Here is a 24,391-nt window from a genome sequence, read left to right as displayed (position 1 = left end):
CCTTGCGATAGTGCTGTTCGAGCGTTGCCGGGCTCGACGAAGTCTAATCTTCCGCGTGCACCACCGACCGCCGGGCGGGGGGGACCCGCATCACGCGAACGGCCGTAGACCATCCTGCACCGGTGCCCGCGAACGAAACGTCCGGCGCGAAAGAGAAGTGCCCGGCATCGGATCTGATGCCGGGCACTTCTGTGCGAGGGCTGCCTGCCGCCCCGTCAGGGGCGCGGGGAACTGCGCGACCGGCCTGGACGGACCGGCGGGCGCGAGACCACCACGCCGCCGCGCGGCTATGCGCGACCCGCGGCCTTCTGGCTCCTGCGGGAGACGGAGTCGATGACCACGGCGCCCAGGAGCACCGCACCGGTGATCATGTACTGGATCGACGTGTTCATGTTCAGCAGGTTCAGGCCCGTCGTGATCGACTGGATAACGAGCATGCCGAGGAGGGCCGACCACACCGATCCACGTCCGCCGAAGAGGCTGGTGCCACCGATGACGGCGGCGGCGATCGCGAGCATCAGCGTGTTGCCGCCACCGGCGGAGAGCGTCGCGCTCGCGGTCTGACCGGCGAAGAACATCCCGCCCATCGCCGCGAACATGCCGGAGATCGCGAACACGGTGATCCGGACCATCGGCACGTTGATGCCGGCACGACGGGCCGCCTCGATACCGCCACCGACCGCGAACACCTGACGGCCGTACGTGGTGCGCCGCAGCACGAAGTCCACGATCACCAGCGCGCCGAGGAAGATCACCAGCGCGTTGGAGACACCGGCCGCGTCGTTGAGCACGGCGGCGGCGACGAAGGACACGACGGCGAGCGCGCCGACCCGCAGCGCGATCTCGCTGGTCGGCCGGAACGGCACACCCGCGGCCCGACGGCGGCGCTGCTCGTTGATGTTGCCGACGAGGCAGAGCACCACGCCGAGGCCGGCCAGGATGTACGCGCCGATGATGGCCTGGTCCATGAAGAAGGAACTCTTGCCGAGCAGGCGGACCGGACCCTCGTCGGAGGGGATGTTGATCGTGCCGCTGTCACCCAGCAGCCACAGCATCACGCCGTTCCAGCCGAGGAAGCCGGCCAGGGTGACGACGAACGCGGGTACGCCGATCCTGGCGAAGAACCAGCCGTGCAGCGCGCCGATGGCGATACCGGTGAGGATCGCCAGGAGCAACGCCAACCAGGCGTTCAAGCCTTGGTTCACCGCGAGCACGGCGAACAGGGTGGAGGCCAGACCACTGACCGAACCCACGGACAGGTCGATCTCGCCGAGCAGCAGCACGAAGACCAGGCCGATGGCGAGCATGCCGGTGGCCGAGAGGAAGTAGCTGATGTCCGAGAGGTTGTCGGCGCTCAGGAAGAGGTCGTTCTGGAGCTGGAAGATCGTCCAGATGACGATCAGGCCGATGACCACCGGCAGCGAGCCCAGCTCGCCGCCCTTGACCTTGCGCTTGAACTCGGTGAAGTAGCCCTTGAGGCCCTCCTCGCGGATCAGCAGCCGCGGATCCGTGACGGAGACCGGGGCCGCCGTGGGATCGTCGGCGGGAGCGACGGTGTCCTGCTGCTCCACCACGCCCTCGCCCTCGGTGACCTTGCCGCTCTTCACGGTCTTGGACGTGTCACTCACTTTGCCGCCTCCGCGGTGCGCCGCCCCGCGCGACGGGTCACGGCGTTGTCCGTGGCACCCGTGATCGCGGCGATGATCTCTTCGTGGCTGGTGTCCTTCACGGGGAAGGAGCCGTTGTTCTTGCCCAGCCTCAGCACGGCGACGGTGTCGGCGACCGCCTTGACGTCGGCCATGTTGTGGCTGATGAGAATGACGGCGAGGTCGCGCTCCCGCAGCCGCTCGACGAGGTCGAGGACCTGCGCGGTCTGCTCGACACCGAGGGCGGCGGTGGGCTCGTCGAGGATGACGAGCTTGGGGTCGCCGATCAGGGCGCGGGCGATCGCCACGACCTGGCGCTGACCACCCGACAGGCTCGCGATCGGGATCCGCACGCTGGGGATGCGGATGGAGAGCGTGGACAGCAGCTCGCGGGAGTTCTTCTCCATCGTCACCTCGTCGATGACGCCCCGGTGCAGCAGTTCGCGACCGAGGTAGAGGTTGCCGACGACGTCGAGGTTGTCGCAGAGCGCGAGGTCCTGGTAGACCGTCGCGACGCCGAGTCCCTGGGCGTCGTGCGGCTTGTTGATCCTCACCGGATTGCCCTGCCACTCGATGACGCCGTCATCGATGGGGTGGACACCCGCGATCGTCTTGACCAGGGTCGACTTGCCTGCGCCGTTGTCGCCCACCAGGGCGACCACTTCTCCGGCGTGGACCTCCAGATCAACGTCGGTGAGGGCCTGGACCGCACCGAATCGCTTGGAGACTCCGCGCAACGCCAGCACGGGCGTAGCGGACACGTGAACCATCTCCTTCGCCGCCTGACCGGCGGGGATGCCGCGCTTGGGTGTGCGCGGAGTGACGTGCGGATCGCGGCGGGAGGGCCGCGCCCCGCACGGTGGTTTACAGAGCGAACATGCCTGGATCCGCCGCGCTCGGGGGCGGGTTCCGTCCGGCGCCCGCCCCGCAGCGGGGTCTGTTGGCGGGGCGGGCGCCGGCGGGGCTTCACGGGGCCGCTCGGCCGTCCGGGCCCGGGCCCCTCAGCGGGACCCGGACCGGATGACGCGCGGTGGCGTGACTACTCCAGGCCGGCGGACTTGCAGGCCTTGGCGTACTCGGCGGTGCAGATGTCCGCGACCGTGTACAGCTTGTCCTTGACGACCGTGTCCTTGATGTTGTCCTTGGTGACCGAGACCGGGGTCAGCAGCTTGGCGGGCACCTTGTCGCCGGAGCCGCTCGTCACCTCGGAGTCGGCGAGGCTCTTGATGTCCTTGTCCTCCAGCAGCGCGACCGCGAGCTCGGCAGCGGTGTCGGCCTCCGGCTTGTAGGCCTTGTAGACCGTGGCGGACTGGGTGCCGGCGACGATCCGCTGGATGGCGGCGAGCTCGGCGTCCTGGCCCGTCAGCGGGATGTCGCCGATCTTCGCGCCCTTGAGGGTGTTGGCGATACCACCGGCCATGCCGTCATTGGCGGCGTAGACACCGGCGATGTTCTTGGCGCCCAGCTGGGTGATCGCCGCGGACATCTTCTCGGCGGCGACGGTGTCCTTCCAGAGACCGGACTGCTCGTAGGCGATGTCGACCTTGCCGTCCAGGGCCTTGTGCGCGCCCTCCTTGAACTGGCCGGCGTTCGGGTCGGCGTCATCACCGTTGATCATGACGACCTTGGACTTCTTGGTCGCCTTGTCACCGAGGGCGTCGAGCAGGGCCTGGCCCTGGAGCTCGCCGACCTTGACGTTGTCGAAGGAGACGTAGGCCGAGACCGGGCCCTGGGCGAGGCGGTCGTAGGCGACGACCTTGACGCCCTTGTCCACCGCGGACTGGATGGAGGACTTGATCGCGGCGGAGTCCTGGGCGGAGACGACGATGACCTTGACGCCCTTGGTCACCATGGTGCTCATCTGCTGAGCCTGCTTGTTCGGGTCAGCAGCGGCGTTCGCGTACTGGACGTCACAGTCGGAGCAGAGCTCCTTGACCTTGGTCTCGAAGTACGGCTTGTCGAACTTCTCGTAGCGCGCGGTGACATTGTCCGGCAGGAGCAGACCGATGGACTTCTTGTCCGAGCCACTGCCGCTGTCCGAGTCGTTGTCGTCGCCGGCCTTGCCGCAGGCGGCCACGGAGAGCGCCAGCGATACCGCGGTGGCGCCGATCACGACTCTACGCATCGTTGCGTTCATTTGGGTTGTGCCTCCCTGACACGGGCCGCAGCACTGCGGCCGAGGTGGCTGGAAGTCAACTCGGCCACACGTACGACGTCAAGAAGTAAATCCTTAACGGCTTGGCAACGGCGCGTTTCGTTCTCTAAGTGAAGGCAGGGGTTGCCGCGGACAGGGTTCCGTCCAAAAGGGTCGAATCACCCATCTCACTGAGGGCCAGCGCGAGTGCCCCGAGGACCTCCGCGCGACCACCAAGTGCCCCTGGCAGCACCGAGAGTTGACGTGCGGCGCTCGGGATCGCGTACCGGCCGACCGACTCCCTTATGGGCCCGAGCACCAGCTCCCCGGCCTCGGCGAGATCGCCACCGAGGACGACGCGGCTCGGGTTCAACAGATTGCAGAGATTGGCGACTCCACTTCCGATGTGGCGGCCGACGTCGGCGATCACCCGGCGACAGCCCGGATCCCCGTCCCTCGCCAACCGCACGACGCCTTCCATCGTCAGATCGGTCCCGTGGCTGGACTGGAGGAGCGGCAGCACATGGCGTGCGGCGGCGAAGGTCTCCAGGCAGCCGCGGTTGCCGCAACGGCAGACCGGGCCGGATTCATCAAGAGTAATATGCCCGATTTCTCCCGCTGTGCCACCGGGGCCCCGGTAGATCTTGCCGTCGATCACCAGCCCGGCACCGACACCGCTGGCCACCTTGATGTAGGCCAGGTCCCGCACCCCGCGGCCACTGCCCCAGACCAGCTCACCGAGGGCGCCGAGGTTGGCGTCGTTGTCCACGTGGACCGGTACGCCCAGGCGGTGGCGCATCTCGGCGGCGGGGTTGGTGCCGGTCCAGCCCGGCAGGATGGCGGTGGAGCCCAGCGTCCCGGACTCGACGTCGATGGGCCCCGGCACACCGAGGCCGACGCCCGCGATCTTCGTGGGATTCACCCCGGTGGCCTCGATCAACCGGGTGACCAGCTGCTCCGCCCGGTCGAACCCCTGGGCGGAGGAGGCGTCCACGTCGAGCGGCTCGGACTCCTCGGCCAGCACCTGATGAGCGAGGTTTCCGATCGCGACGCGCAAATGGGTGTGTCCGAAGTCCACACCGATGACGATCCCGGCGTCCCCGCTGAGGGAGACCGCGCGAGCCCGGCGACCGCCCGCCGACGTGGGCGTGACCTCGACCGTTCCGCCGTCCTTGAGTTCGCGCACGATGTTGGAGACCGTGGCCGCGGACAGGCCCGTCGTTCGGGCGATCTCCGCCTGCGTGAGCGAGCCGGCGAGACGCACCGCCCGGACCACGCGTTCGAGATTTGCTCGGTGCAGCGACGACTGCGACCCCGGAGTCTCCATCGACTCATCCACTCCTGTCCCAGGCCGGACGGCCCCCGCCGCCCGTGACCCAGGTCAAAGCCGCGGATCCCGGGTCACTTACAAGTTGTGAACTCCAAGCTCCGCTGAACGGGTTACCGCAGTCAAGTCCTTGACGGAAACTGGCGTCGCCAATTGACCACTAAATGTCACTGAGGCGCTACGTCGGGGTGGTCCGGATGCACTCCTTACTACTTCAGGGTCGCCGACGTCAGGCCGGCCTGCACCTGGCGCTGGAAGGAGAGGTAGACGACAAGCATCGGGATCATCGCGATGGTGACACCTGCGAAGAGAACGGGCAGGTCAGAGGCGTATCCCTGTTGCTGCTGGAGCTGGACCAGGCCCTGGGTGAGGACGTATCGCTCGGGGTCGTCACCGCTCTGCGGCTGCATGAGCACCGTGGGCAGAATGTACTGGTTCCACTGGCCGAGGGTGTTGAAGATGCCCACGCTGATCAGGCCCGGCTTCGCCATGGGAAGCATCACCTGGAAGAAGGTCCTGGTGTGCGAGGCCCCGTCCAGGATGGCCGCCTCGAAGACCGCCGTGGGCAGGGTCCGGAAGAAGGCGTGCATGAAGAACACGGTGAACGGGAGCGAGTAGGCGACGTAGACCAGGATCAGCCCCTGGTAGCTGTTCAGCATGTCGAGGCGCTTGACCATGAAGAACAGCGGGACCAGCGCCAGGAAGACCGGGAACATGGCTCCGGCGACGAAGAAGAAGTACAGCAGCCGGTTGCCCCAGAACTGGTAGCGGGCCAGCACGTACGCGGCCATCGAGCCGAACAGCATGGTCAGCGGCACGGAGAAGAACAGCACGATGACCGTGTTGAGGAAGTAGTCGCCGATGCCCTTGTCCCACGCGCGGGAGAACACGTCCAGGGACCAGTTCTCCGGCCAGCCGAAGGCCGAGCCGCCGATCTGGGCGTCGGTCTTGAAGGAGCTGAGGATCAGCCACAGCAGGGGCAGCACGATCATCAGGGCCCACACGGCGAGGAAGCCGTGCGAGAAGACGTTCAGGACGACGCCTTCGCCGCGTTCGTCACCGGGGTTGGTCCGGCCCTTGGTGACGGCCGGGCCGGTGGGGGCCGAGTCGCCGGGGGAGGCGGTCTTGAGGGGTGCGCTCATCTTTTCCGTCATCTCCGGCTTCAGAACTCGACGCGTTCACGGCGGGTGGCGCGCAGCATGACCACCGACACGATCAGGGTGAGGAGCAGCATCACCACGCCCATGGCGCAGGCGTATCCGCTCTTGCCGTACAGCAGGAAGTTCCGCATCATCACGGTCGCCATGACCTCGCTGTGATGGTCGGGGCCACCGCCGTACTCCCCCGCGGTCATGGTGGAGACCAGGATGAACATGTCCATCGCCGCGATGCCGAGGTAGACCCAGGCGGTCTGCACGGAGTCCCAGAGCAGGGGCAGGGTGATCCGGAAGAAGGTGTGGGCGCGGCCGGCGCCGTCGATCAGCGCGGCCTCGTAGATGTCCCTCGGGATGGCCTGCATGGCAGCGGAGAACAGCACCAGGTAGAAGCCGACGCCGTGCCAGACGACGACCGCGATCAGCGCCCAGAGCACGACATTCGGTTCGTTCAGCCATTCGACGGGGCTGCTCTCGTCGACCAGCCCCAGTTTCATGAGGAAACCGTTGAGCATGCCGCCACTGTCGCTGCGGTACACCGCGCCGAACAGCACCGCGAGGATCGCCAGCGACAGGACCTGCGGGAAGAAGTAGACGATCTTGTAGAACCCCGACCCGGCGACCCCCGAGACCCCGCCGGCCCGGCCGCGCCCGCCCGCGTTCAGCATGAACGCGAAGAACAGGGCGAGCAGGATGGTGATCACCGGGATGAACACCAGGAAAAGGATGTTGTGCCAGATGGCCTTGAGGAAGATGTCGTCCTGGAACAATGCGGTGTAGTTGTCCAGCCCCACGAAGCGGAACGTCTGGGACTGTCCCCTCCAGTCCGTCAGCGAATAGCCGAAGGTCTGGACGTAGGGCCAGATGACGAAGATCAGGTAAAGCGCCACGGGGACGATCAAAAACCCCGCGACGAACCGGTACTGCCCTTTGCGCATTGGCGTGATCCTGCCTTGGGTTCCGTGAGACGAGAGGCCCGCGCGCTTCGAGGGCGCGGGGAGCTGCGCGACAAGCCGTCCACGGTGAACCGGCGGCCCACCGCGGTACTCAGCCCCCCATGACGCCCGAAAGCTCCCTCAGTCCCGGCGGTTCTTCTTGGAATCCGGGTCCTTCGCCTGCTTGTCCACGGCCGCCTGCGCCCGCTTCAGCCACTCGGCCGGCTGGATCCGCTTCGCCATCAGCTCGTTCGACGCGTTCTGGATCGCCGTGTCCATCTCGCTGTACCACTCGGTGTACAGGTAACGGAAGGTGTTGTCGCCGGCGGCCTTCGACGCCTCGACCGTGGACTGCGTACCGGGCCGCAGCTGTACGCCGGGGTCGACGCCGTCCTTCAGGATGGTCAGGGAGTTCGCTTCCTTGGCGAACAGCGTCGACCATTCCTTGGACAGCATCATCCGCATGAACTCCTTGGCCGCCGGCAGGTTCTTCGCCTTGGCGGGGATGATGAACGGCTCGCCGGAGCCGGCCCGGATCGCCTCGAAGGGCATCACGCTGTCGGGCAGCAGCGGCATCGGCATGAACTTCATGTCGAAGTCGGCCGGGGTCTGCTTGAGCTGCTCGTTCTCCAGCCAGGAACCGGAGGTGATGAACACGGCCTTGTACTGGTTCCAGCGGGTCTGGGACTCGGTGTGGGTGAGGCCGTTGGTGCCGGGCATCAGATAGCCCTTCTCGACGATCTCGTAGATCGCCTCGACACCGGCCTTCGCGGCGTCGGAGCCGACGAACGCCTTCGGGTCGAGGTTGTCGATGGCCTTCATGGCGTCGAGGCCGCCGGTCTTGGCGATCAGGTCCATGATGGCGACGTTGATGTAGTACGGGTACTTGCCCTGGTGGGCGAGGCCGCCGATGCCCTTGGCCTTGGCCTCCTTGCAGATGGTGAGGAAGTCCGCCCAGGTCTTGGGCTCCTCCCAGCCGTTGTCCTTGAAGAGCTTGCCGGAGTACCACAGGCCCCACACCGTGTAGATGTAGTTGAGGGCGACGACCTTGTCCTCCTGCATGCCCGCGTCGAGCGTGCCGGGGATGAGGGTGTCGCGGACCTTCTTGGCGGGGTCGTCGATCGAGGGGGAGTCCAGGACCGCGGCCAGGTCGAGGAGCTGGTCGTTCTTGTAGAGGACGTCGATCGGGATCTGCTGGGCGCCGGAGTCGTCGACGATGTCCGGCGGGTTGCCCGCGTTGAACCGGGGCTGGAGTTTTCCGGTGATCTCCTGGGTGCCGGTGTGGGTGGAGGTGACGCCCCACTTCTTCTGGAAGGCGGCCTCCCACGCCTTCGCGTAGGCGTCGCCGTAGCCGCCCTTGAAGATGACGACGTCGAGCTTGCTGCCCTTCTTGACGCCGAAGGGGTTGGACTTGGACGTCTCGCCCTGGGCGTCCTCGGAGGAGTCGTCACCCCCGCCACCGCTCGCACAGGCGGACAGGAAGCTCATCGTGGGGACGGTGATCAGGCCCAGCGCGGCGGATCGCTTGATCAGATCGCGGCGGCCCACACCCTCCGCGGTGGTGGTGCCGTAAGCCTCGGGCTCGTTGTTCTCAGCGGTCGTGGATCCCATGCTCAAGTCCTCGCCTTCTCCAGGACTCAGGCGGTGAACCGGATCCTCCCGGCACCGCGATCGGTTCAAGCTGGGGTCGTGCGTGAGGATTCAACAGGGGCAAGACGGCGGTCCGCGCGCGGACACGTCCGCGCCCACCGGTAATTCCCCCCAGGTAGTGCCCGTCCGCAGTCGTGCGGCCACGATGCGGACGCCGACAGGTATAGTCCACTTCCCGCCAAGGGAGCAAGATCGAATGCAAGGTTGGCCATTGGTCTTTTCCGAGTTGAGACCTCGCGGAAATACGAGCGTCCATGCGCCGCTCGACCACAAATTCCCCGCTGTTCGACCCGGATGGCTCACTCAACACCCTTGACACCACCCACCACTTGAACCACTACTGGTCCCTGCGCACCACGGCAGACAACGTTGTCCACTGTCTGGCCCCTTCTTGATCGTTCAGGCGGTCGAGCGGGGTGATCAGGCCGCAGGGAGGGTGCTCGGGCATGCGGCACGGATGGGGATCCACGGTGGCGCTCGGCGCCGCCGCGCTCGCTCTGGTGGTGGCCTCGCAGGGGGGCGCCGTCGCGTTACCGACCCGGCCGGCGACGGCCGACCGGGAGTTCAGTTCCTCGTTCGAATCGGGGGATCCGGCACCGGACTGGACCGACACCGTCGACACCGCGCCGGACGGCTCCCCCCGCGCCTCCGGCGTCGACGGCGGCTACAGCACCGGAATCCCCGGCAACATCACCGACCGGGTGACCGACGTCCGGGCGAGCGGCGAGAACACCTCCGGCGGTGAGGTCAAGGAGAACCTGGTCGACGGCGAGCCCGGCACCAAGTGGCTCTCCTTCCAGCCCACCGGCTGGGTGGAGTTCGACCTCGACAGACCCGCCGAGGTGGTGACCTACGCGCTGACCTCGGCGAACGACGCCGAAGGACGCGACCCGAAGGACTGGACCCTGAAGGGTTCCGCCGACGGCAAGGAGTGGCGGACCCTCGACACCCGCACCGGCGAGTCCTTCCCCGAGCGGTATCTGACCAAGTCGTACGACATCGCCGCCGACGCGGTCGCCGGGTACCGCCACTTCCGGCTGGACATCACCCGGAACAACGGGGCCTCCACCATCACCCAGCTCGCCGACGTGCAGTTCTCCACCGGCGGCCAAGCGCCCGCGCCGAAGGAGATGCGCACCCACACGGACCGGGGGCCGAGCGGCTCGGCGACCGCCAAGGCCGGGGTGGGCTTCACCGGGAAGCGGGCGCTGCGGTACGCGGGCCGGCACACGGCGGACGGCCCGGCCCACTCGTTCAACAAGGTCTTCGACGTGGACGTGGCCGTCGGGCGGAACACCGAGCTGGCGTACCGGATCTTCCCGTCCATGGCGGACGGCGACCTGGACTACGACGCCACCCATGTCGCGGTCGACCTGGTCTTCACGGACGGCACCTCGCTGAGTGAGCTGCGCGCCGTCGACCAGCACGGATTCCCCCTCACGCCGCGTGGGCAGGGCGCGGCGAAGGTGCTGTACGTCAACCAGTGGAACGACGTCGTCTCCCGGATCGGGTCGGCCGCGGCCGGAAAGACGGTGGACCGGGTCCTGGTGGCGTACGACTCGCCGAAGGGGCCGGCGAGGTTCCGCGGCTGGCTCGACGACGTGACCCTGCGGGTGCGGGCGCCCGAGCGGCCGAAGGCACACCTCTCCGACTACGCGGTGACCACCAGGGGGACGAACTCCAGCGGCGGCTTCTCCCGCGGCAACAACTTCCCGGCGACGGCGGTCCCCCATGGCTTCAACTTCTGGACGCCGGTGACCAACGCGGGCTCTCTCAGCTGGCTGTACGACTACGCGCGGGCCAACAACGCGGACAACCTCCCCACCGTCCAGGCGTTCAGCGCGAGTCATGAGCCGAGCCCCTGGATGGGTGACCGGCAGACCTTCCAGGTGATGCCGTCGGCCGCCGCCGGCACTCCCGACCTGGGCCGCACGGCGCGGGCGCTGCCGTTCCGGCACGAGAACGAGACGGCCCGACCGTACTATTACGGGGTCCGTTTCGAGAACGGGATCAAGGCGGAGATGGCGCCGACGGACCACGCGGCGGTGCTCCGCTTCACCTATCCGGGGGACGAGGCGAGCGTCCTCTTCGACAACGTCACGGACCAGGCGGGCCTGACCCTGGACAAGGACGCCGGGGTCGTCACGGGATTCTCGGATGTGAAGTCCGGGTTGTCGACGGGCGCAACCCGGCTCTTCGTGTACGGGGTGTTCGACGCACCGGTGACCGGCGGCGGCTCCTCCGGGGTGAAGGGCCACCTCCGCTTCGACGCGGGCGCGGACCGGACGGTGACCCTCCGCCTGGCCACGTCCCTCATCGGCCTCGACCAGGCGAAGGACAATCTGCGCCAGGAGATCCCGGAGGGCACCGACTTCGAGACGGTACGGGACCGGGCGCGGGCGCAGTGGGACCGGCTCCTCGGCCGGGTGGAGGTCGAGGGCGCGACCCCCGACCAGCTGACCACGCTGTACTCCAGTCTGTACCGGCTGTACCTGTACCCCAACTCCGGCTTCGAGAAGGTCGGTTCGACCTACCGGTACGCCTCGCCGTTCTCCCCCATGCCGGGTCCGGACACCCCGACGCACACCGGCGCGAAGATCGTCGAGGGCAAGGTGTACGTCAACAACGGCTTCTGGGACACATACCGGACGACCTGGCCCGCGTACTCCCTGCTGACGCCGTCCCGGGCGGGTGAGCTGGTCGACGGTTTCGTGCAGCAGTACAAGGACGGCGGCTGGACCTCCCGCTGGTCCTCCCCCGGGTACGCGGACCTGATGACGGGCACCTCGTCGGATGTGGCGTTCGCGGACGCATACGTCAAGGGCGTCGACTTCGACGCGAAGGCGGCGTACGAGGCGGCCGTCAAGAACGCCACGGTCGTCCCGCCGAACCCGGGCGTCGGCCGCAAGGGCATGACCTCCTCCCCCTTCCTCGGCTACACCGGCACCGAGACCCACGAGGGTCTGTCCTGGGCGCTGGAGGGCTATCTCAACGACTACGGCATCGCCCGGATGGGCCGGGCCCTGTACGAGAGGACCGGTGAGCAGCGGTACCGGGAGGAGTCGGCGTACTTCCTGGACCGGGCACGGGACTACGTCGAGTTGTTCGACAGGGAGGCCGGCTTCTTCCAGGGCCGGGACGCCACCGGGAAGTGGCGGCTGGACTCCTCGGAGTACGACCCGCGGGTCTGGGGCCACGACTACACGGAGACCAACGGCTGGGGCTACGCGTTCACCGCGCCGCAGGACAGCAAGGGCCTGGCGAACCTGTACGGCGGCCGGGGCGGGCTGGCGAGGAAGCTGGACACCTACTTCTCCACCCCGGAGACGGCCTCGCCCGACCTCACCGGCTCCTACGGCGGCGTCATCCACGAGATGACCGAGGCTCGTGACGTACGGATGGGCATGTACGGCCACTCCAACCAGGTCGCCCATCACGCGATCTACATGTACGACGCGGCCGGCCAGCCGTGGAAGGCACAGGAGAAGGCCCGCGAGGTGCTCTCCCGGTTGTACGTCGGCAGCGCCATCGGCCAGGGCTACCACGGCGATGAGGACAACGGCGAGCAGTCGGCCTGGTACCTCTTCTCCGCGCTCGGGTTCTATCCGCTGGTGATGGGCAGCGGCGAGTACGCGATCGGATCGCCCCTGTTCACCAGGGCGACGGTCCATCTGGAGAACGGCAGGGACCTCGTGGTCCGGGCCCCGAGGAACAGCGCGAGGAACCTCTACGTTCAGGGCTTGAAGGTCAACGGCAAGGCGTGGCGGTCGACGTCGCTGCCGCACGCGCTGATCGCGAAGGGCGGGGTCCTGGAGTTCGACATGGGGCCGAGGCCGTCGCGGTGGGGCACGGGCGAGAGCGCCGCACCGGTGTCGATCACCAAGGACGACAAGGTGCCGTCGCCGCGCTCGGACGCCATCGAGGGCGACGGGGAGCTGTTCGACAACACCTCGTCGACGAAGACCACGGTGACGACGGCCGAACTGCCGGTGGCCGCCCGCACCAAGGCCGTGCAGTACACGCTGACGTCGTCCGACCGCGCCGAGGCGCCGACCGGGTGGACCCTCCAGGGCTCGGTGGACGGCAGCACCTGGAAGACCGTCGACCGACGGTCGGACGAGTCGTTCGCCTGGGACCGCCAGACCCGGGCGTTCTCCGTACCCGCCCCGAGGGCCTACCGGCACTACCGCCTGGTCCTCGACGCCCCGGCAACCCTCGCGGAGGTGGAACTGCTGTCCTGACGCCGGGGCGGAGAACTCTATGCACACGCAAGGGGCCCGGCAGCAGCTCGCCGGGCCCCAACTGACTTGACGGCGCGGGTCGTTGCCGGGATAGAGTCTTGTATAGACCACTCGACAACGTTGTCCTGTCCCGGGTGGTCACCCGAACCATTTCCCTTCCGAACCATTTCCCCTCCGAGCCGGTTTCCCCCGTACCGGCCCGGCTCACGGACCGGGTGGGCACACACCGCCCGCTCGCCCGGTCCGCCCGAGCACCTCAGCGCCTATTCGAGCGTCTGCCCCGGCCCCAGTCCCTCGTCGCGACCAGCCGGACGGACGGAAGGCGGAAGATCGTGCTCATGCGGTGGGATCGGGGGCGGGCACAGGGAGGTCGAGCCGAGGTTCTGCCGGTCCTGGGCGCCGAAGGTGGACCCCAGGGCTGCGGTGACCAGAAGGAGCGCGCCGACGGCGAGGTACACCGGCCTGCCTCCGAAGCGGTCGAAGAGGAAGCCGGTGGCGAGGATGGCCCCGGCGCCGACGACAGATGACGGCGTCGAGGAGCCCGTGCCAGGCACCGAGCAGGCGGGCGGGGGCGTGGAGCCGGACGAGGAGTCCGGCCGGCCTGAGGTACACGGTGAAGCCGAGGCCGAACAGGACGAGGGCGGCCGCGAGGATCCACTGCGTCCCACCGAGCAGTGCCGCCGTCAGGGTGCCGGAGCCCGCGAGGGCCGTGTCCCAGCGCAGGCTTGAGTAGACCCGACCGGCCTTGACGACGAGGCCGCCGATGATGGCTCCGACGGTGGAGAAGGAAGGAGCCGGCGCGCCGCTGACATGTCGAAGCTCCCCCTCATGAGGGGCAGCAAGGAGAGGATGACCGTCGAGAGGGCGAGCACGGTCAGGGCGTGGAAGGTGAGGAAGCGGCGCCAGGCCGGGCTGGAGACGATCGCCGTCGCGACCGTGCGGCGGGAGGGGAGGGAGGTCGTGGACCGTGACCGCGGAAGGAGCCGGCGAGTCGGCACTTCCATCCGCCCGACAGGCGCGAGCAGTGGCGCGGCCTTGCCGCTCGACGCGACAAGACCGCCACCGTCTACCTGGCCGCACCGCGCATCGCAGGCGTCTTCATCGGGTCCGCTCGATGATCCGAACGACAGGCCTAGCCCACCCGGCAGGGCAGTGTCGTACTGGAATCACCTCCCGGTCCTTGTACGACGTACCCGAATGTCGCCGTCGCGCCGGGGGCCAGCGACCCGTTCCAGTTGGCGTTGTGGACCATCACGTTCTGTCCGCTGTAGGTGGCGCTGCCGCTCCAGAGGCTGTCGATCCGCTGGCCGCTCGGCAGGGTCCAGTCGACCATCCAGCCGAGCATCGGCACGTCGCCGGTGTTCTTGACGACGACCTCGGACTGGTAGCCGCCGCTCCAGGTGCCCGTCGTACGGCGGGTCGCGGAGCACTGACCGGGGACCGGCTCGGTGGGGTTGCCCGGCTCCTTGATGCCGGTCACCTCGCCGTTGCCGCCGTCGAAGACGACGTCGGAGCAGGAGTAGAAGGTCTCCTGGCTGTCGGAGCGCTGCCACACCATGTAGATGATGTGACGGCCCGACTTGTTCGCGGGGAGTTGGCCCCGCCAGGAGTAGTTGGCCTCGACCGTGCCCGGGCTGCCGTTCAGCGGCGGGTGGTCGACGCTCAGGAACGGCCGGTCCTCGATGTCGTTCCAGGTGAGCGTCTTCGTCGGATCGAAGCCGTCCTTGGTGATGTACACGTAGAACCAACCCGGGTGTGCCGCCCACGCGTTGTACGAGAAGTCAACGTTCGCGCCGGCGGTGAGATGGGTCAGCGGCCAGTCCCTGCTGGGCGTGTTGAACCCGGTGAAGTTGGGGTTGCCGCCACTGCACAACTGGCCGTCCGGGACGAAGCCCCGGGTGCGGCCGGCGCCGTCCGAGCGGAGCACCGAGAACCAGTTGTAGAACGGGGTCGTCCCGCTCGTCTGCTGCGCCGCCCGGCAGGCCGGGTTGACCGGTTTGATCTCACCGGCGTCGGTCAGCCCGTCCTGCCAGCACAGGAAGGTACGGCTGCCGGGCTTCATCGGCGTGCCGTGCGCCTCCGCCTTGCCGCTGCCGGCGGTGACGACCAGGCCGAGCGCCGGGATCGTCGTCACGAGGGCAAGCAGGACGAGCAGCAGCGCGCGGTGCCGCTTGGGCAGCCTCGATCGCAAGATAGTCACGTGCATGACAAACGCTCCTTGGGTGTACGGCCTTGAGGAACGTGCGTGTGTGCATGTGCGTGCGTACGGATGAGTGGTGCGGGGCGGGAACGGTCCCCGAGGGACGGGTTCCGGTCCGCCACTCGTTATGGGAGCGCTCCCACCCCACCTGCTTCGGAAGCTAGCGCGAAGTGGTTCGGTTGTAAACGGTTGTCGCGGGGAGGGACGCGGGGCGGGCACGGCGGAGGGTCGCAGGGTTGAGGACCATCGGAACGGTAAACCGGCGCTAAGCGTCCGTCGGCCCCTGGTGGGCGGCCGGCGGAGCGTCGGTGACCGGCCCCTTGGGCGTCGCTGCCCGGTCAAGGCGAAGGACGCGCGGAGCAAGGGCCGCCGCTGGAGCCAGGCGCGCGAGGACTTCGCGCTGGAGACGGTGCACTGGGACGCCGGCACTGCCCGGCTGCTGCCCCGGCTGTTGAAGGGCCGCACGCGCGAGCCGGTGTTCGTCACCACCGCCGACCGGGGCAGGGCCAGTTGTCACCCCGCCTGACGTGTGCCCGGACACCGGGCCGGCCCGGCTGTCGTATGGGCGGACCCGCACCCTTCTCGACGAGCACACCGCTGCGCGCGGACCGGGCAGGGGCGGGGACCTGCACGAATACCGTCACTCCGGCTTCACCCACCTGGGCGGGGGCCGGGCCGCATTTATCGGATGCGGCAACGTACTTGCCACCGTCCGACCCCCGCATCCCGTCCGTCCGGGACACGGCGGAGGGCCGCACCCCCGTCCACCGGGGATGCGGCCCTCAACTTCCCTACCGGATCGCTCAGTTGCGGATCAGGTTGCGCAGCACGTACTGCATGATGCCGCCGTTGCGGTAGTAGTCGGCCTCACCGGGGGTGTCGATGCGGACGACCGCGTCGAACTCGACGCCCGTGTCGGTGGTGACCTTGACCGTGCTCGGGGTGGTGCCCTCGTTCAGCTCGGTGACGCCGGTGATGGAGAAGGTCTCCTCGCCGGTCAGGCCGAGGGAGTCGGCCGACTGGCCGGCCGGGAACTGCAGCGGCAGGACGCCCATGCCGATGAGGTTCGAGCGGTGGATGCGCTCGTACGACTCGGTGATGACGGCCTTGACGCCGAGGAGCGCGGTGCCCTTGGCGGCCCAGTCGCGGGACGAGCCGGAGCCGTACTCCTTGCCGCCCAGGATGACCAGCGGGGTGCCGGCGGCCTGGTAGTTCTGCGACGCGTCGTAGATGAAGGAGACCGGGCCGCCCTCCTGCGTGAAGTCGCGGGTGTAGCCGCCCTCGGTGCCCGGCGCGATCTGGTTGCGCAGGCGGATGTTGGCGAACGTGCCGCGGATCATGACCTCGTGGTTGCCTCGGCGGGAGCCGTAGGAGTTGAAGTCACGACGCTCCACACCGTGCTCGGTGAGGTACTTGCCGGCCGGGGTGTCGGCCTTGATGGCGCCGGCCGGGGAGATGTGGTCGGTGGTGACCGAGTCGCCCAGCTTGGCCAGGACGCGGGCGCCGACGATGTCGGTGACCGGGGTGGTCTCCATCGTCATGCCCTCGAAGTACGGAGGCTTGCGGACGTACGTCGACTCCGGGTCCCACTCGAAGGTGTCGCCGGTCGGGATCGACAGGGCCTGCCACTGGGCGTCGCCCGCGAAGACGTCCTGGTAGGACTTGGAGAACATGTCCTCGCCGATGGCGTTGGCGACGACGTCGTTGACCTCGGCCTCGGTCGGCCAGATGTCCTGGAGGTAGACCGGCTTGCCGTCCTGGTCGGTGCCGAGGGCGTCCTTGGTGATGTCCACCTTCATGGAGCCGGCGATGGCGTACGCGACGACCAGCGGCGGGGAGGCCAGGTAGTTCATCTTGACGTCGGGGTTGATCCGGCCCTCGAAGTTCCGGTTGCCGGAGAGGACCGAGGTGACCGCGAGGTCGTGGTCGTTGACGGCCTTGGAGACCTCCTCCGGCAGCGGGCCGGAGTTGCCGATGCAGGTGGTGCAGCCGTAGCCGACGAGGTTGAAGCCGACCTTGTCGAGGTACGGCGTCAGACCGGCCTTGTCGAAGTAGTCGGTGACGACCTTGGAGCCCGGAGCGAGGGTGGTCTTGACCCACGGCTTGCGGGTCAGGCCCTTCTCGACCGCCTTCTTGGCCACCAGCGCGGCGGCGACCATGACGTACGGGTTGGAGGTGTTGGTGCAGGAGGTGATGGCCGCGACCGTCACCGCACCGTGGTCGATCTCGTACGTGGAGCCGTCGGGGGCGGTCACGGTGACCGGGTTGGACGGGGCGCCGTTCGGGGCGACGGCCGGGGCGTCGGAGGCCGGGAAGGACTCCTGGCCCGCCTCGTCGACCATGTCGACGTAGTTGCGCACGTCCTGCTTGAACTGCTCGGCGGCGTTGGCAAGGACGATACGGTCCTGCGGGCGCTTCGGGCCGGCGATGGAGGGGACGACCGTGGAGAGGTCGAGCTCCAGCTTCTCGGAGAAGTCGGGCTCGGCGGACGGGTCCAGCCAGAGGCCCTGCTCCTTGGCGTACGCCTCGACGAGCGCGAGCTGCTGCTCGGAGCGGCCGGTGAGCTTCAGGTAGTTGATCGTCTCGGCGTCGATCGGGAAGATCGCGGCGGTCGAACCGAACTCCGGCGACATGTTGCCGATGGTGGCGCGGTTGGCCAGGGAGGTGGCGGCGACGCCCTCGCCGTAGAACTCGACGAACTTGCCCACGACACCGTGCTTGCGCAGCATCTCGGTGATGGTGAGCACGAGGTCGGTGGCGGTGGTGCCGGGGGTGAGCTCACCGGTCAGCTTGAAGCCGACGACGCGCGGGATGAGCATCGAGACCGGCTGGCCGAGCATCGCGGCCTCGGCCTCGATGCCGCCGACGCCCCAGCCCAGCACGCCCAGGCCGTTGACCATGGTGGTGTGCGAGTCGGTGCCGACGAGGGTGTCGGGGTATGCCTGGCCGTTACGGACCATGACGGTGCGCGCCAGGTGCTCGATGTTGACCTGGTGGACGATGCCGGTGCCCGGGGGGACGACCTTGAAGTCGTCGAAGGCGGTCTGGCCCCAGCGCAGGAACTGGTAGCGCTCCTTGTTGCGGCCGTACTCCAGGTCGACGTTCTGCTTGAAGGCGTCGCTCGTGCCGAACTTGTCGGCGATGACGGAGTGGTCGATGACCATCTCGGCCGGGGAGAGCGGGTTGACCTTCGCCGGGTCGCCGCCGAGGGCCTTGACGGCCTCACGCATGGTGGCGAGGTCCACCACACAGGGAACGCCGGTGAAGTCCTGCATGATCACGCGGGCCGGCGTGAACTGGATCTCCTGGCTGGGCTGAGCCTGGGAGTCCCAGTTGCCGAGGGCACGGATGTGGTCGGCGGTGATGTTCGCGCCGTCCTCCGTGCGGAGCAGGTTCTCCAGCAGGACCTTGAGGCTGTAGGGCAGGCGAGCCGAGCCCTCCACCTTGTCCAGCCGGAAGATCTCGTACGACTCGTCGCCCACCTGCAGCGTGCTGCGGGCGTCGAAGCTGTTCGCCGACACGACAGTCTCCTTCATTCCATGTGCGCGTACCACCGCATCCTGCCGCCACGCCCTCTTGGCCGATCCGCTAAGGTAAGGCTAAGTTAGGCACCCCTTACCGGGGTGGCGGCCGCAGTGCGCCTCGGCAGATATCTCGATGTCGAGATAACTCTAGTACATGGCGGCGGGCAGGTCATGCCCGGGCGGCGTTGTCCGCTGCCATCCGCGTCTCGACCTGGGCTCCACCGGGGGCTGCCCCAAGAAGGATCCCGGCACCTCCCGCTGCAATCCGCCGGTCCGGAGGGTGCGAACAGGGTCGCCCTCATGAGCGATTCCCCGGAGAAGCCACCTGCAAGACCCTGCAACCGCGTGGACTGCAGGACCAGCCGGCGAGGCCCTGCTCAACGCGGCCGTGCGCGTGGTGGCGCGGGGCGGGCTGCGCAAGCTCACCTACCGGGCCGTCGCGGAGGAGGCGGGTGTCACGCACGGGCTCGTGGTGCACCACTTCGGCTCGCGTGACGCGCTGACAGAGGCAGCCCTCGCACACTCGGTGCGCACCAGCGCGAGTACGAGTCCACTGGAACCCGGCACGGGCGACATCGCGGACCTCGCGGCGGGACTGGCGGACATGGTCACCCGTGAGCCGGCCATGCAGACGATCCAGTACGAGCTCATGCCGGAGTCCCGGCGCAAGCCCGAGCTGCTGCCGCGGATTCGCGCACTGTACGACGAGTACTTCCAGGCCACGGAGAGGGAGCTGCCCCGCAGCCTGCCCGACGGCACCAGCCCTTCCCTGACCCGGCTCGCCTTCGCCGCCCTGGAGGGTCTCGTGCTGCACCAGCCGGCCCTCGACGAGCCGGACGTCCCCGAGGCCGCACTGGAGAAGCTGCGGTCACTGCGACCCGGCAGCGTGGCGCCGCAGGGTAGTCACCCTCACTGATCCCCGCCAGCGGAAGACTGGAGGACTTCGCCGCGACCCTGGCCGACTTCATCGTGGCCGACCCCGACCTCCAGGCCTTCCAGTACGAGCTGAAGCTCGAATCCAGCCGGCGGCCGGAGCTGCGCCACCACGTAGACCTGCTCTACAACACGTACCGCGTTGCCGTGCGCGAGGCACTGGCCTGCTTCGACGTGCCCGAGGACATGACGGAGATCGTCTTCGCGGCCCTGGACGGCATCGTCTTCCACCAGGTCACCTCGGGCACACCCGACCGCACCGAGGAGAGCGTCGACGCCTTGCGCCGACTTCTCGCGGCCCATCGCGCGGTGCAGGGGGCACCACAGACGGCGGCCCCGTAGCACACCGGCCTGCCGAATACGCACCCGAACAGAGGGGGACCGAACGGGCAATCAGGTCTCCACCCGCCGACCTCCTCGGACAGGTGCGAGCCCACCCGCACCCGCATGTGAACCCGCAAGCGGGGTACCCCACTTGGACATCGGAAGGAGGCACCCATGCCGCTCACGTTCCGCAAGAGTTTCCGGATCCTGCCGGGTGTGCGACTCAACATCAACAAGCGTTCCTGGTCCATCACGACCGGCGGCCGCAACGGTCCGCGGCACACCCACAGCAGTACGGGACGTCGTACGACGTCGATGGATCTGCCCGGTCCCTTCGGCTGGCGCCGCACCCGTGGCGCGAGGCGTCACTGAGCAGCGCCGGCGACCCGCCGATCGGCTGCCGGGGCGACCACTCGATCGGCTCAGCCGATCACCCCAACAGCCCACCAGAGAGGCGCCATCTCATATCTGAGATAACCTCACCCTCATGGCAGACGACTACCTCGTACGCATCGGCAGGCTCATCCGTGACGCGCGGCAGCACCGTGGCTGGACACAGTCGCAGTTGGCGGAGGCCCTCGGCACGAGCCAGAGCGCAGTGAACCGTATCGAGCGCGGTAATCAAAACATCAGCCTTGAGATGATCGCTCGAATCGGTGAAGCCCTGGACAGCGAGATCGTCTCGCTGGGGTACGCGGGGCCGATGCATCTGCGGGTGGTCGGCGGGCGCCGGCTCTCCGGCTCGATCGATGTGAAGACCAGCAAGAACGCGTGCGTCGCGCTGCTGTGCGCCTCCCTGTTGAACAAGGGGCGCACGGTGCTGCGCCGGGTGGCCCGGATCGAGGAGGTGTACCGGCTGCTGGAGGTGCTCGGCTCCATCGGCGTCCGCACCCGGTGGATCAACGACGGCGTCGACCTGGAGATCGTGCCGTCGGCCGAGCTGGACCTGGCGGCGATGGACGCGACGGCGGCCCGCCGCACCCGGTCGATCATCATGTTCCTCGGCCCGCTGCTGCACCGTGTGGACCACTTCAAGCTGCCGTACGCGGGCGGTTGCGACCTCGGTACCCGCACCATCGAGCCGCACATGATCGCCCTGCGCCGGTTCGGGCTGGACATCACCGCGACCGAGGGGCTGTACCACGCCGAGGTGGACCGGTCCGTGACCCCGGGCCGCCCCATCGTGCTGACCGAGCGCGGCGACACCGTGACCGAGAACGCGCTGCTCGCCGCCGCCCGCCACGACGGCGTGACCGTCATCCGCAACGCCTCGTCCAACTACATGGTCCAGGACCTGTGCTTCTTCCTGGAGGCGCTCGGCGTCCGGGTCGAGGGCATCGGCACGACCACGCTCACGGTGCACGGTGTGCCGCACATCGACGTGGACGTCGACTACTCGCCCTCCGAGGACCCGGTCGAGGCGATGAGCCTGCTCGCCGCGGCGGTCGTCACCGAGTCGGAGCTGACGGTGCGCCAGGTACCGATCGAGTTCCTGGAGATCGAGCTGGCGGTCCTGGAGGAGATGGGCCTCGACCACGACCGCTCGGCGGAGTACTTCGCCGACAACGGCCGCACGCGTCTGGTGGACCTCACCGTCCGGCCCTCGAAGCTCCAGGCGCCGATCGACAAGATCCACCCCATGCCGTTCCCGGGCCTGAACATCGACAACGTCCCGTTCTTCGCGGCCATCGCGGCCGTCGCCCAGGGCAAGACCCTCATCCACGACTGGGTCTACGACAACCGGGCGATCTACCTCACCGACCTCAACCGCCTCGGCGGCCGCCTCCAGCTCCTCGACCCGCACCGGGTGCTCGTCGAGGGCCCGACCCGCTGGCGCGCCGCCGAGATGATGTGCCCGCCGGCCCTGCGCCCCGCCGTCGTCGTCCTCCTCGCGATGATGGCCGCGGAGGGCACGTCCGTCCTGCGCAACGTCTACGTCATCAACCGCGGTTACGAGGACCTCGCGGAGCGCCTGAACACGGTGGGGGCGCAGATCGAGATCTTCCGGGACATCTGAACAGCGCGCGGTGTCGTGCCCCTTGGAGGCAACGGGCACGACACCTCAGCATGCCGGCCGGCCTGCGGGTACTCACCTCCACGACCCTCCATTGATCACTGTTGTCTTTCAGCGCCTTGTGCAACGCACATGCAAGACGATCTTGGATGGTTGACGAGACGTCAGATATGTCTGAGCATCCGTCAGTCTTCACGGAGGGTTGTCACCGAAGTGGCCTCGCAGCGTCCGATGACGGTCGTGTCACGCCGACCACGCCTGGTCGACCATCGGCAGCCACGTCGAAGACCCGGCCAGCCACAGCGGGCGCGGCTGAGTGTAGGCCGCGACGCGAACGGAGCTTCACCACCCAGCACATCCTGTACCGGCCGAACCCGAACTGTTCGACACCGACGCCCGCATATCGGCCAAGGTCCGTGAGTGCACGAATACGCCGATCCTGCCTCGCTTAGGGAGCGATCACGCTCTGACCTGTGCGTTTACGGGCATCCAGCGGGTGATGCCTCGCCATCGGCGTCCACCGTCAGGACGGTCGCACCAACATCGCCGCCGCCCTCCGCTACACCGCCCGCGACTGCCGCAGACCCCTGACCGCCCTCGACCTCACCGGATGAATCCGGACAAACCTCGATCATGCAAGGGACCCTGCCTGCCCACCCAGGAGAGCTGGCTGCATCTGGCCTGCTGACTGGACCTGGCCATCCGCGAGGTCGTCGGCTATGCGATGGCCGACCGCCACCCGCGCCGAGCTGGTGGTCGACGCGCTGCGGATGGCCCACGGTCGTGGCGTCCTGATGGCGTCCCTTGACGTGGTGTAGCCGATCATGGTTAGGGAGTGCGCCGGGGGCGTATGCCATCACTAAAAGCCAGTGCCGTCCCTGCCCAGCTCGCGCCCAGTGCACCAGCACCGCCGACAGCGCCCGCACCGTGGGATTTCCCCCGCGCGAACTCCGTGACCTGCAACTCCGTGTCCGCGCCGAGCAGCAGACGCCCGAGTGGAAAGCCCGATACGCGGTCCGCTCCGAAGTGGAGGGCACGGTCAACGAGTTCGCCCACGGACACGGCATGCGGCGCTGCCGCTACCGAGGACAGGGAAAGGCCCACGTCCAGCACGTCCTGACGGCCATCGCCGTCAACATCGAGCGGCTCAGCGGACTGTCACCGGCCGAGGAAGCCCCCACGCCCCGCCGACCGACTGCTTTCCAGAACTACCTCGACCAGCGCGCGATCCCTCGTCCGAAGTCCTGGCGAACCCTGGGTAGTTGACCTCGGCGGCTACAAGATCCCCGACAGAGTCAGCCCTTACCCGGGCACCGGCCTGGTTATCCCGCACCGCCGCAAGCGCGGCCAGAGCGAACTCCCGGACTGGAAAGAGGAACACAACAAGTCCCACAAGGAGGTCCGGGCCCGCGTCGAGCACGTCTTCGCCCGCATGAAGACCTGGAAGATCCTCCGCGACTGCCGCTTGAAGGGCGACGGCGTCCACCACGCCATGCTCGGCATCGCACAGATGCACAACCTCACCCTCGCTGGATAGATCAGCGGGTCACACTGCGGCCAACCATGCCCGAGACGACTCGTAGCGGGACAGCGCTTAGAAGACACCCACGAGCAGAACGCCGCGCCGCCACATCTCGCAAATCACCCGAATGGAGTAATGACGGTTGCTGTGAGAGACGACGCGCTGGAGTGTGGATGGAAGATACCCAATCGGCTCAACACTTCGGGCGATTACCCCCAGGAGCCTCCCATGGGTCGAGTGACTAGTTTTTTCAGCGAAACTGAAGCCGAGGGCAGGCCTTTCTGGCCCGATGCGGACATAAGTTCCCGAGCCGATAGAGGGCGTCTCCTGTTCGCTGCGGTGATGCTCGCGATCGGGGGACTCCTAGATGTCCTTGTAGGTATCTCAGCCATCACCCAAGATGACATTTTTGTCACCACGCAGAACTATCTCTTTGAGTTCGACCTGGCGGGTTGGGGCTGGCTCCACCTGCTGCTGGGTCTGCTGATGTTTGGCTGGGGCGCCTTCGTCTTGGGCGCGATTACTGGCGCAGCGGGATTCGCTGCAAGAACAGGCTCAGCATGGGTACGGGGGATGGGCCTTGGCCTGGCGAGCTTGAGCCTGCTGATGAACTTCTCGTATCTGCCGTACTACCCGCTCTGGGCAGTGGTGACAATGGGCGTCGACATCTCCATCATCTACGCCTGCACCCGGTCGCGCCCGGCCCGGTGAAAGTTCGGCAGCTCGGCGGAAGCGTCCGCTGGCAGACTCGGCGGTGACGGCGTTGCCCAGAAGCTCTCACCTGTAG

General features: G+C 67.9%; 17 protein-coding genes and 2 pseudogenes. 9 read left to right on the top strand and 10 right to left on the bottom strand.

The window, feature by feature from the left end; genetic code table 11:
- Positions 1–287: 287 nt before the first annotated feature.
- From ACZ43N_RS01100 to ngcE, 7 genes are all read right to left on the bottom strand, one after another.
- Positions 288–1,628, bottom strand: coding sequence for a sugar ABC transporter permease (locus ACZ43N_RS01100; RefSeq protein ID WP_468094230.1), 1,341 nt, complete (start codon positions 1,626–1,628; stop codon positions 288–290).
- The gene (locus tag ACZ43N_RS01095; protein ID WP_468094229.1) at positions 1,625–2,416 is read right to left on the bottom strand and encodes an ATP-binding cassette domain-containing protein; all 792 of its coding nucleotides are present in this window, start codon (positions 2,414–2,416) and stop codon (positions 1,625–1,627) included. The genes ACZ43N_RS01100 and ACZ43N_RS01095 overlap by 4 nt, the downstream gene beginning before the upstream one ends.
- Positions 2,417–2,685: 269 nt before the next feature.
- On the bottom strand, positions 2,686–3,771 hold the full coding sequence (locus tag ACZ43N_RS01090) for a sugar ABC transporter substrate-binding protein (RefSeq protein WP_468094228.1): 1,086 nt from the start codon (positions 3,769–3,771) through the stop codon (positions 2,686–2,688).
- Positions 3,772–3,907: 136 nt separating this feature from the next.
- Positions 3,908–5,107 carry an ROK family transcriptional regulator gene (locus ACZ43N_RS01085; RefSeq protein ID WP_468094227.1) on the bottom strand — a complete coding sequence of 400 codons (1,200 nt, stop codon included), beginning with the start codon at positions 5,105–5,107 and terminating at the stop codon, positions 3,908–3,910.
- A gap of 209 nt (positions 5,108–5,316) precedes the next feature.
- Positions 5,317–6,249 carry a carbohydrate ABC transporter permease gene (locus ACZ43N_RS01080; protein WP_468094226.1) on the bottom strand — a complete coding sequence of 311 codons (933 nt, stop codon included), beginning with the start codon at positions 6,247–6,249 and terminating at the stop codon, positions 5,317–5,319.
- A gap of 20 nt (positions 6,250–6,269) precedes the next feature.
- Complete coding sequence (locus tag ACZ43N_RS01075; protein WP_468094225.1) at positions 6,270–7,199, bottom strand: carbohydrate ABC transporter permease; 930 nt, start codon at positions 7,197–7,199, stop codon at positions 6,270–6,272.
- Between the two features lie 138 nt (positions 7,200–7,337).
- Entirely contained in the window at positions 7,338–8,807 is a 1,470-nt protein-coding gene (ngcE, locus tag ACZ43N_RS01070; protein ID WP_468094224.1) for an N-acetylglucosamine/diacetylchitobiose ABC transporter substrate-binding protein, read from the bottom strand.
- 485 nt (positions 8,808–9,292) lie between these two features.
- Between ngcE and ACZ43N_RS01065 the strand changes: the two genes are divergently transcribed.
- Complete coding sequence (locus ACZ43N_RS01065; RefSeq protein ID WP_468094223.1) at positions 9,293–13,087, top strand: GH92 family glycosyl hydrolase; 3,795 nt, start codon at positions 9,293–9,295, stop codon at positions 13,085–13,087.
- Positions 13,088–13,350: 263 nt separating this feature from the next.
- Here ACZ43N_RS01065 and ACZ43N_RS01060 read toward each other — a convergent pair whose 3' ends face one another.
- Together ACZ43N_RS01060 and ACZ43N_RS01055 are read right to left on the bottom strand one after the other, a co-directional pair.
- Entirely contained in the window at positions 13,351–13,641 is a 291-nt protein-coding gene (locus tag ACZ43N_RS01060) for a hypothetical protein (protein ID WP_468094222.1), read from the bottom strand.
- Positions 13,642–14,219: 578 nt separating this feature from the next.
- Positions 14,220–15,293: a lytic polysaccharide monooxygenase auxiliary activity family 9 protein gene (locus tag ACZ43N_RS01055; protein ID WP_468094221.1), complete on the bottom strand. Its 1,074-nt coding sequence runs from the start codon at positions 15,291–15,293 to the stop codon at positions 14,220–14,222.
- A gap of 319 nt (positions 15,294–15,612) precedes the next feature.
- On the opposite strand from ACZ43N_RS01055, the pseudogene ACZ43N_RS01050 reads away from it, so the two are divergent.
- Positions 15,613–15,952: pseudogene (locus ACZ43N_RS01050) on the top strand (site-specific integrase); the annotation flags it as partial.
- A gap of 138 nt (positions 15,953–16,090) precedes the next feature.
- Here ACZ43N_RS01050 and acnA read toward each other — a convergent pair.
- Positions 16,091–18,808 (bottom strand): aconitate hydratase AcnA, encoded by a 2,718-nt coding sequence (gene acnA / locus ACZ43N_RS01045; protein ID WP_468094220.1) that lies wholly within the window; start codon positions 18,806–18,808, stop codon positions 16,091–16,093.
- Positions 18,809–19,199: 391 nt separating this feature from the next.
- On the opposite strand from acnA, the gene ACZ43N_RS01040 reads away from it, so the two are divergent.
- The 7 genes and pseudogenes from ACZ43N_RS01040 (at position 19,200) to ACZ43N_RS01010 (ending at position 24,315) form a co-directional block, all read left to right on the top strand.
- On the top strand, positions 19,200–19,727 hold the full coding sequence (locus tag ACZ43N_RS01040) for a TetR/AcrR family transcriptional regulator (protein WP_468094219.1): 528 nt from the start codon (positions 19,200–19,202) through the stop codon (positions 19,725–19,727).
- On the top strand, positions 19,724–20,086 hold the full coding sequence (locus ACZ43N_RS01035) for a hypothetical protein (RefSeq protein WP_468094669.1): 363 nt from the start codon (positions 19,724–19,726) through the stop codon (positions 20,084–20,086). The genes ACZ43N_RS01040 and ACZ43N_RS01035 overlap by 4 nt, the downstream gene beginning before the upstream one ends.
- A 156-nt stretch (positions 20,087–20,242) precedes the next feature.
- On the top strand, positions 20,243–20,440 hold the full coding sequence (locus ACZ43N_RS01030) for a DUF4236 domain-containing protein (protein ID WP_468094218.1): 198 nt from the start codon (positions 20,243–20,245) through the stop codon (positions 20,438–20,440).
- Between the two features lie 115 nt (positions 20,441–20,555).
- Positions 20,556–22,085, top strand: a complete 1,530-nt coding sequence (locus ACZ43N_RS01025) for a helix-turn-helix domain-containing protein (RefSeq protein WP_468094217.1) — start codon at positions 20,556–20,558, stop codon at positions 22,083–22,085.
- A gap of 801 nt (positions 22,086–22,886) precedes the next feature.
- Positions 22,887–23,348: a transposase gene (locus tag ACZ43N_RS01020; protein WP_468094216.1), complete on the top strand. Its 462-nt coding sequence runs from the start codon at positions 22,887–22,889 to the stop codon at positions 23,346–23,348.
- Between the two features lie 37 nt (positions 23,349–23,385).
- Positions 23,386–23,619: pseudogene (locus tag ACZ43N_RS01015) on the top strand (transposase); the annotation flags it as partial.
- 282 nt (positions 23,620–23,901) lie between these two features.
- On the top strand, positions 23,902–24,315 hold the full coding sequence (locus tag ACZ43N_RS01010; RefSeq protein ID WP_468094668.1) for a DUF7144 family membrane protein: 414 nt from the start codon (positions 23,902–23,904) through the stop codon (positions 24,313–24,315).
- Positions 24,316–24,391 lie beyond the last annotated feature (76 nt).

Source organism: Streptomyces sp. NPDC030814, assembly GCF_055572155.1.
Note: the sequence above shows the minus strand (reverse complement) of the source record. Positions and strands in the feature narration are given on the sequence as shown.

What these genes read in the sequence shown, in the direction of transcription:
- ACZ43N_RS01095 (WP_468094229.1), bottom strand. Translation starts at nt 2,416, where the DNA reads ATGGTTCACGTGTCCGCTACGCCCGTGCTGGCGTTGCGCGGAGTCTCC.
- ACZ43N_RS01090 (WP_468094228.1), bottom strand. Translation starts at nt 3,771, where the DNA reads ATGCGTAGAGTCGTGATCGGCGCCACCGCGGTATCGCTGGCGCTCTCC.
- ACZ43N_RS01085 (WP_468094227.1), bottom strand. Translation starts at nt 5,107, where the DNA reads ATGGAGACTCCGGGGTCGCAGTCGTCGCTGCACCGAGCAAATCTCGAA.
- ACZ43N_RS01080 (WP_468094226.1), bottom strand. Translation starts at nt 6,249, where the DNA reads ATGAGCGCACCCCTCAAGACCGCCTCCCCCGGCGACTCGGCCCCCACC.
- ACZ43N_RS01075 (WP_468094225.1), bottom strand. Translation starts at nt 7,199, where the DNA reads ATGCGCAAAGGGCAGTACCGGTTCGTCGCGGGGTTTTTGATCGTCCCC.
- ngcE (WP_468094224.1), bottom strand. Translation starts at nt 8,807, where the DNA reads ATGGGATCCACGACCGCTGAGAACAACGAGCCCGAGGCTTACGGCACC.
- ACZ43N_RS01065 (WP_468094223.1), top strand. Translation starts at nt 9,293, where the DNA reads ATGCGGCACGGATGGGGATCCACGGTGGCGCTCGGCGCCGCCGCGCTC.
- ACZ43N_RS01055 (WP_468094221.1), bottom strand. Translation starts at nt 15,293, where the DNA reads ATGCACGTGACTATCTTGCGATCGAGGCTGCCCAAGCGGCACCGCGCG.
- ACZ43N_RS01030 (WP_468094218.1), top strand. Translation starts at nt 20,243, where the DNA reads ATGCCGCTCACGTTCCGCAAGAGTTTCCGGATCCTGCCGGGTGTGCGA.
- ACZ43N_RS01025 (WP_468094217.1), top strand. Translation starts at nt 20,556, where the DNA reads ATGGCAGACGACTACCTCGTACGCATCGGCAGGCTCATCCGTGACGCG.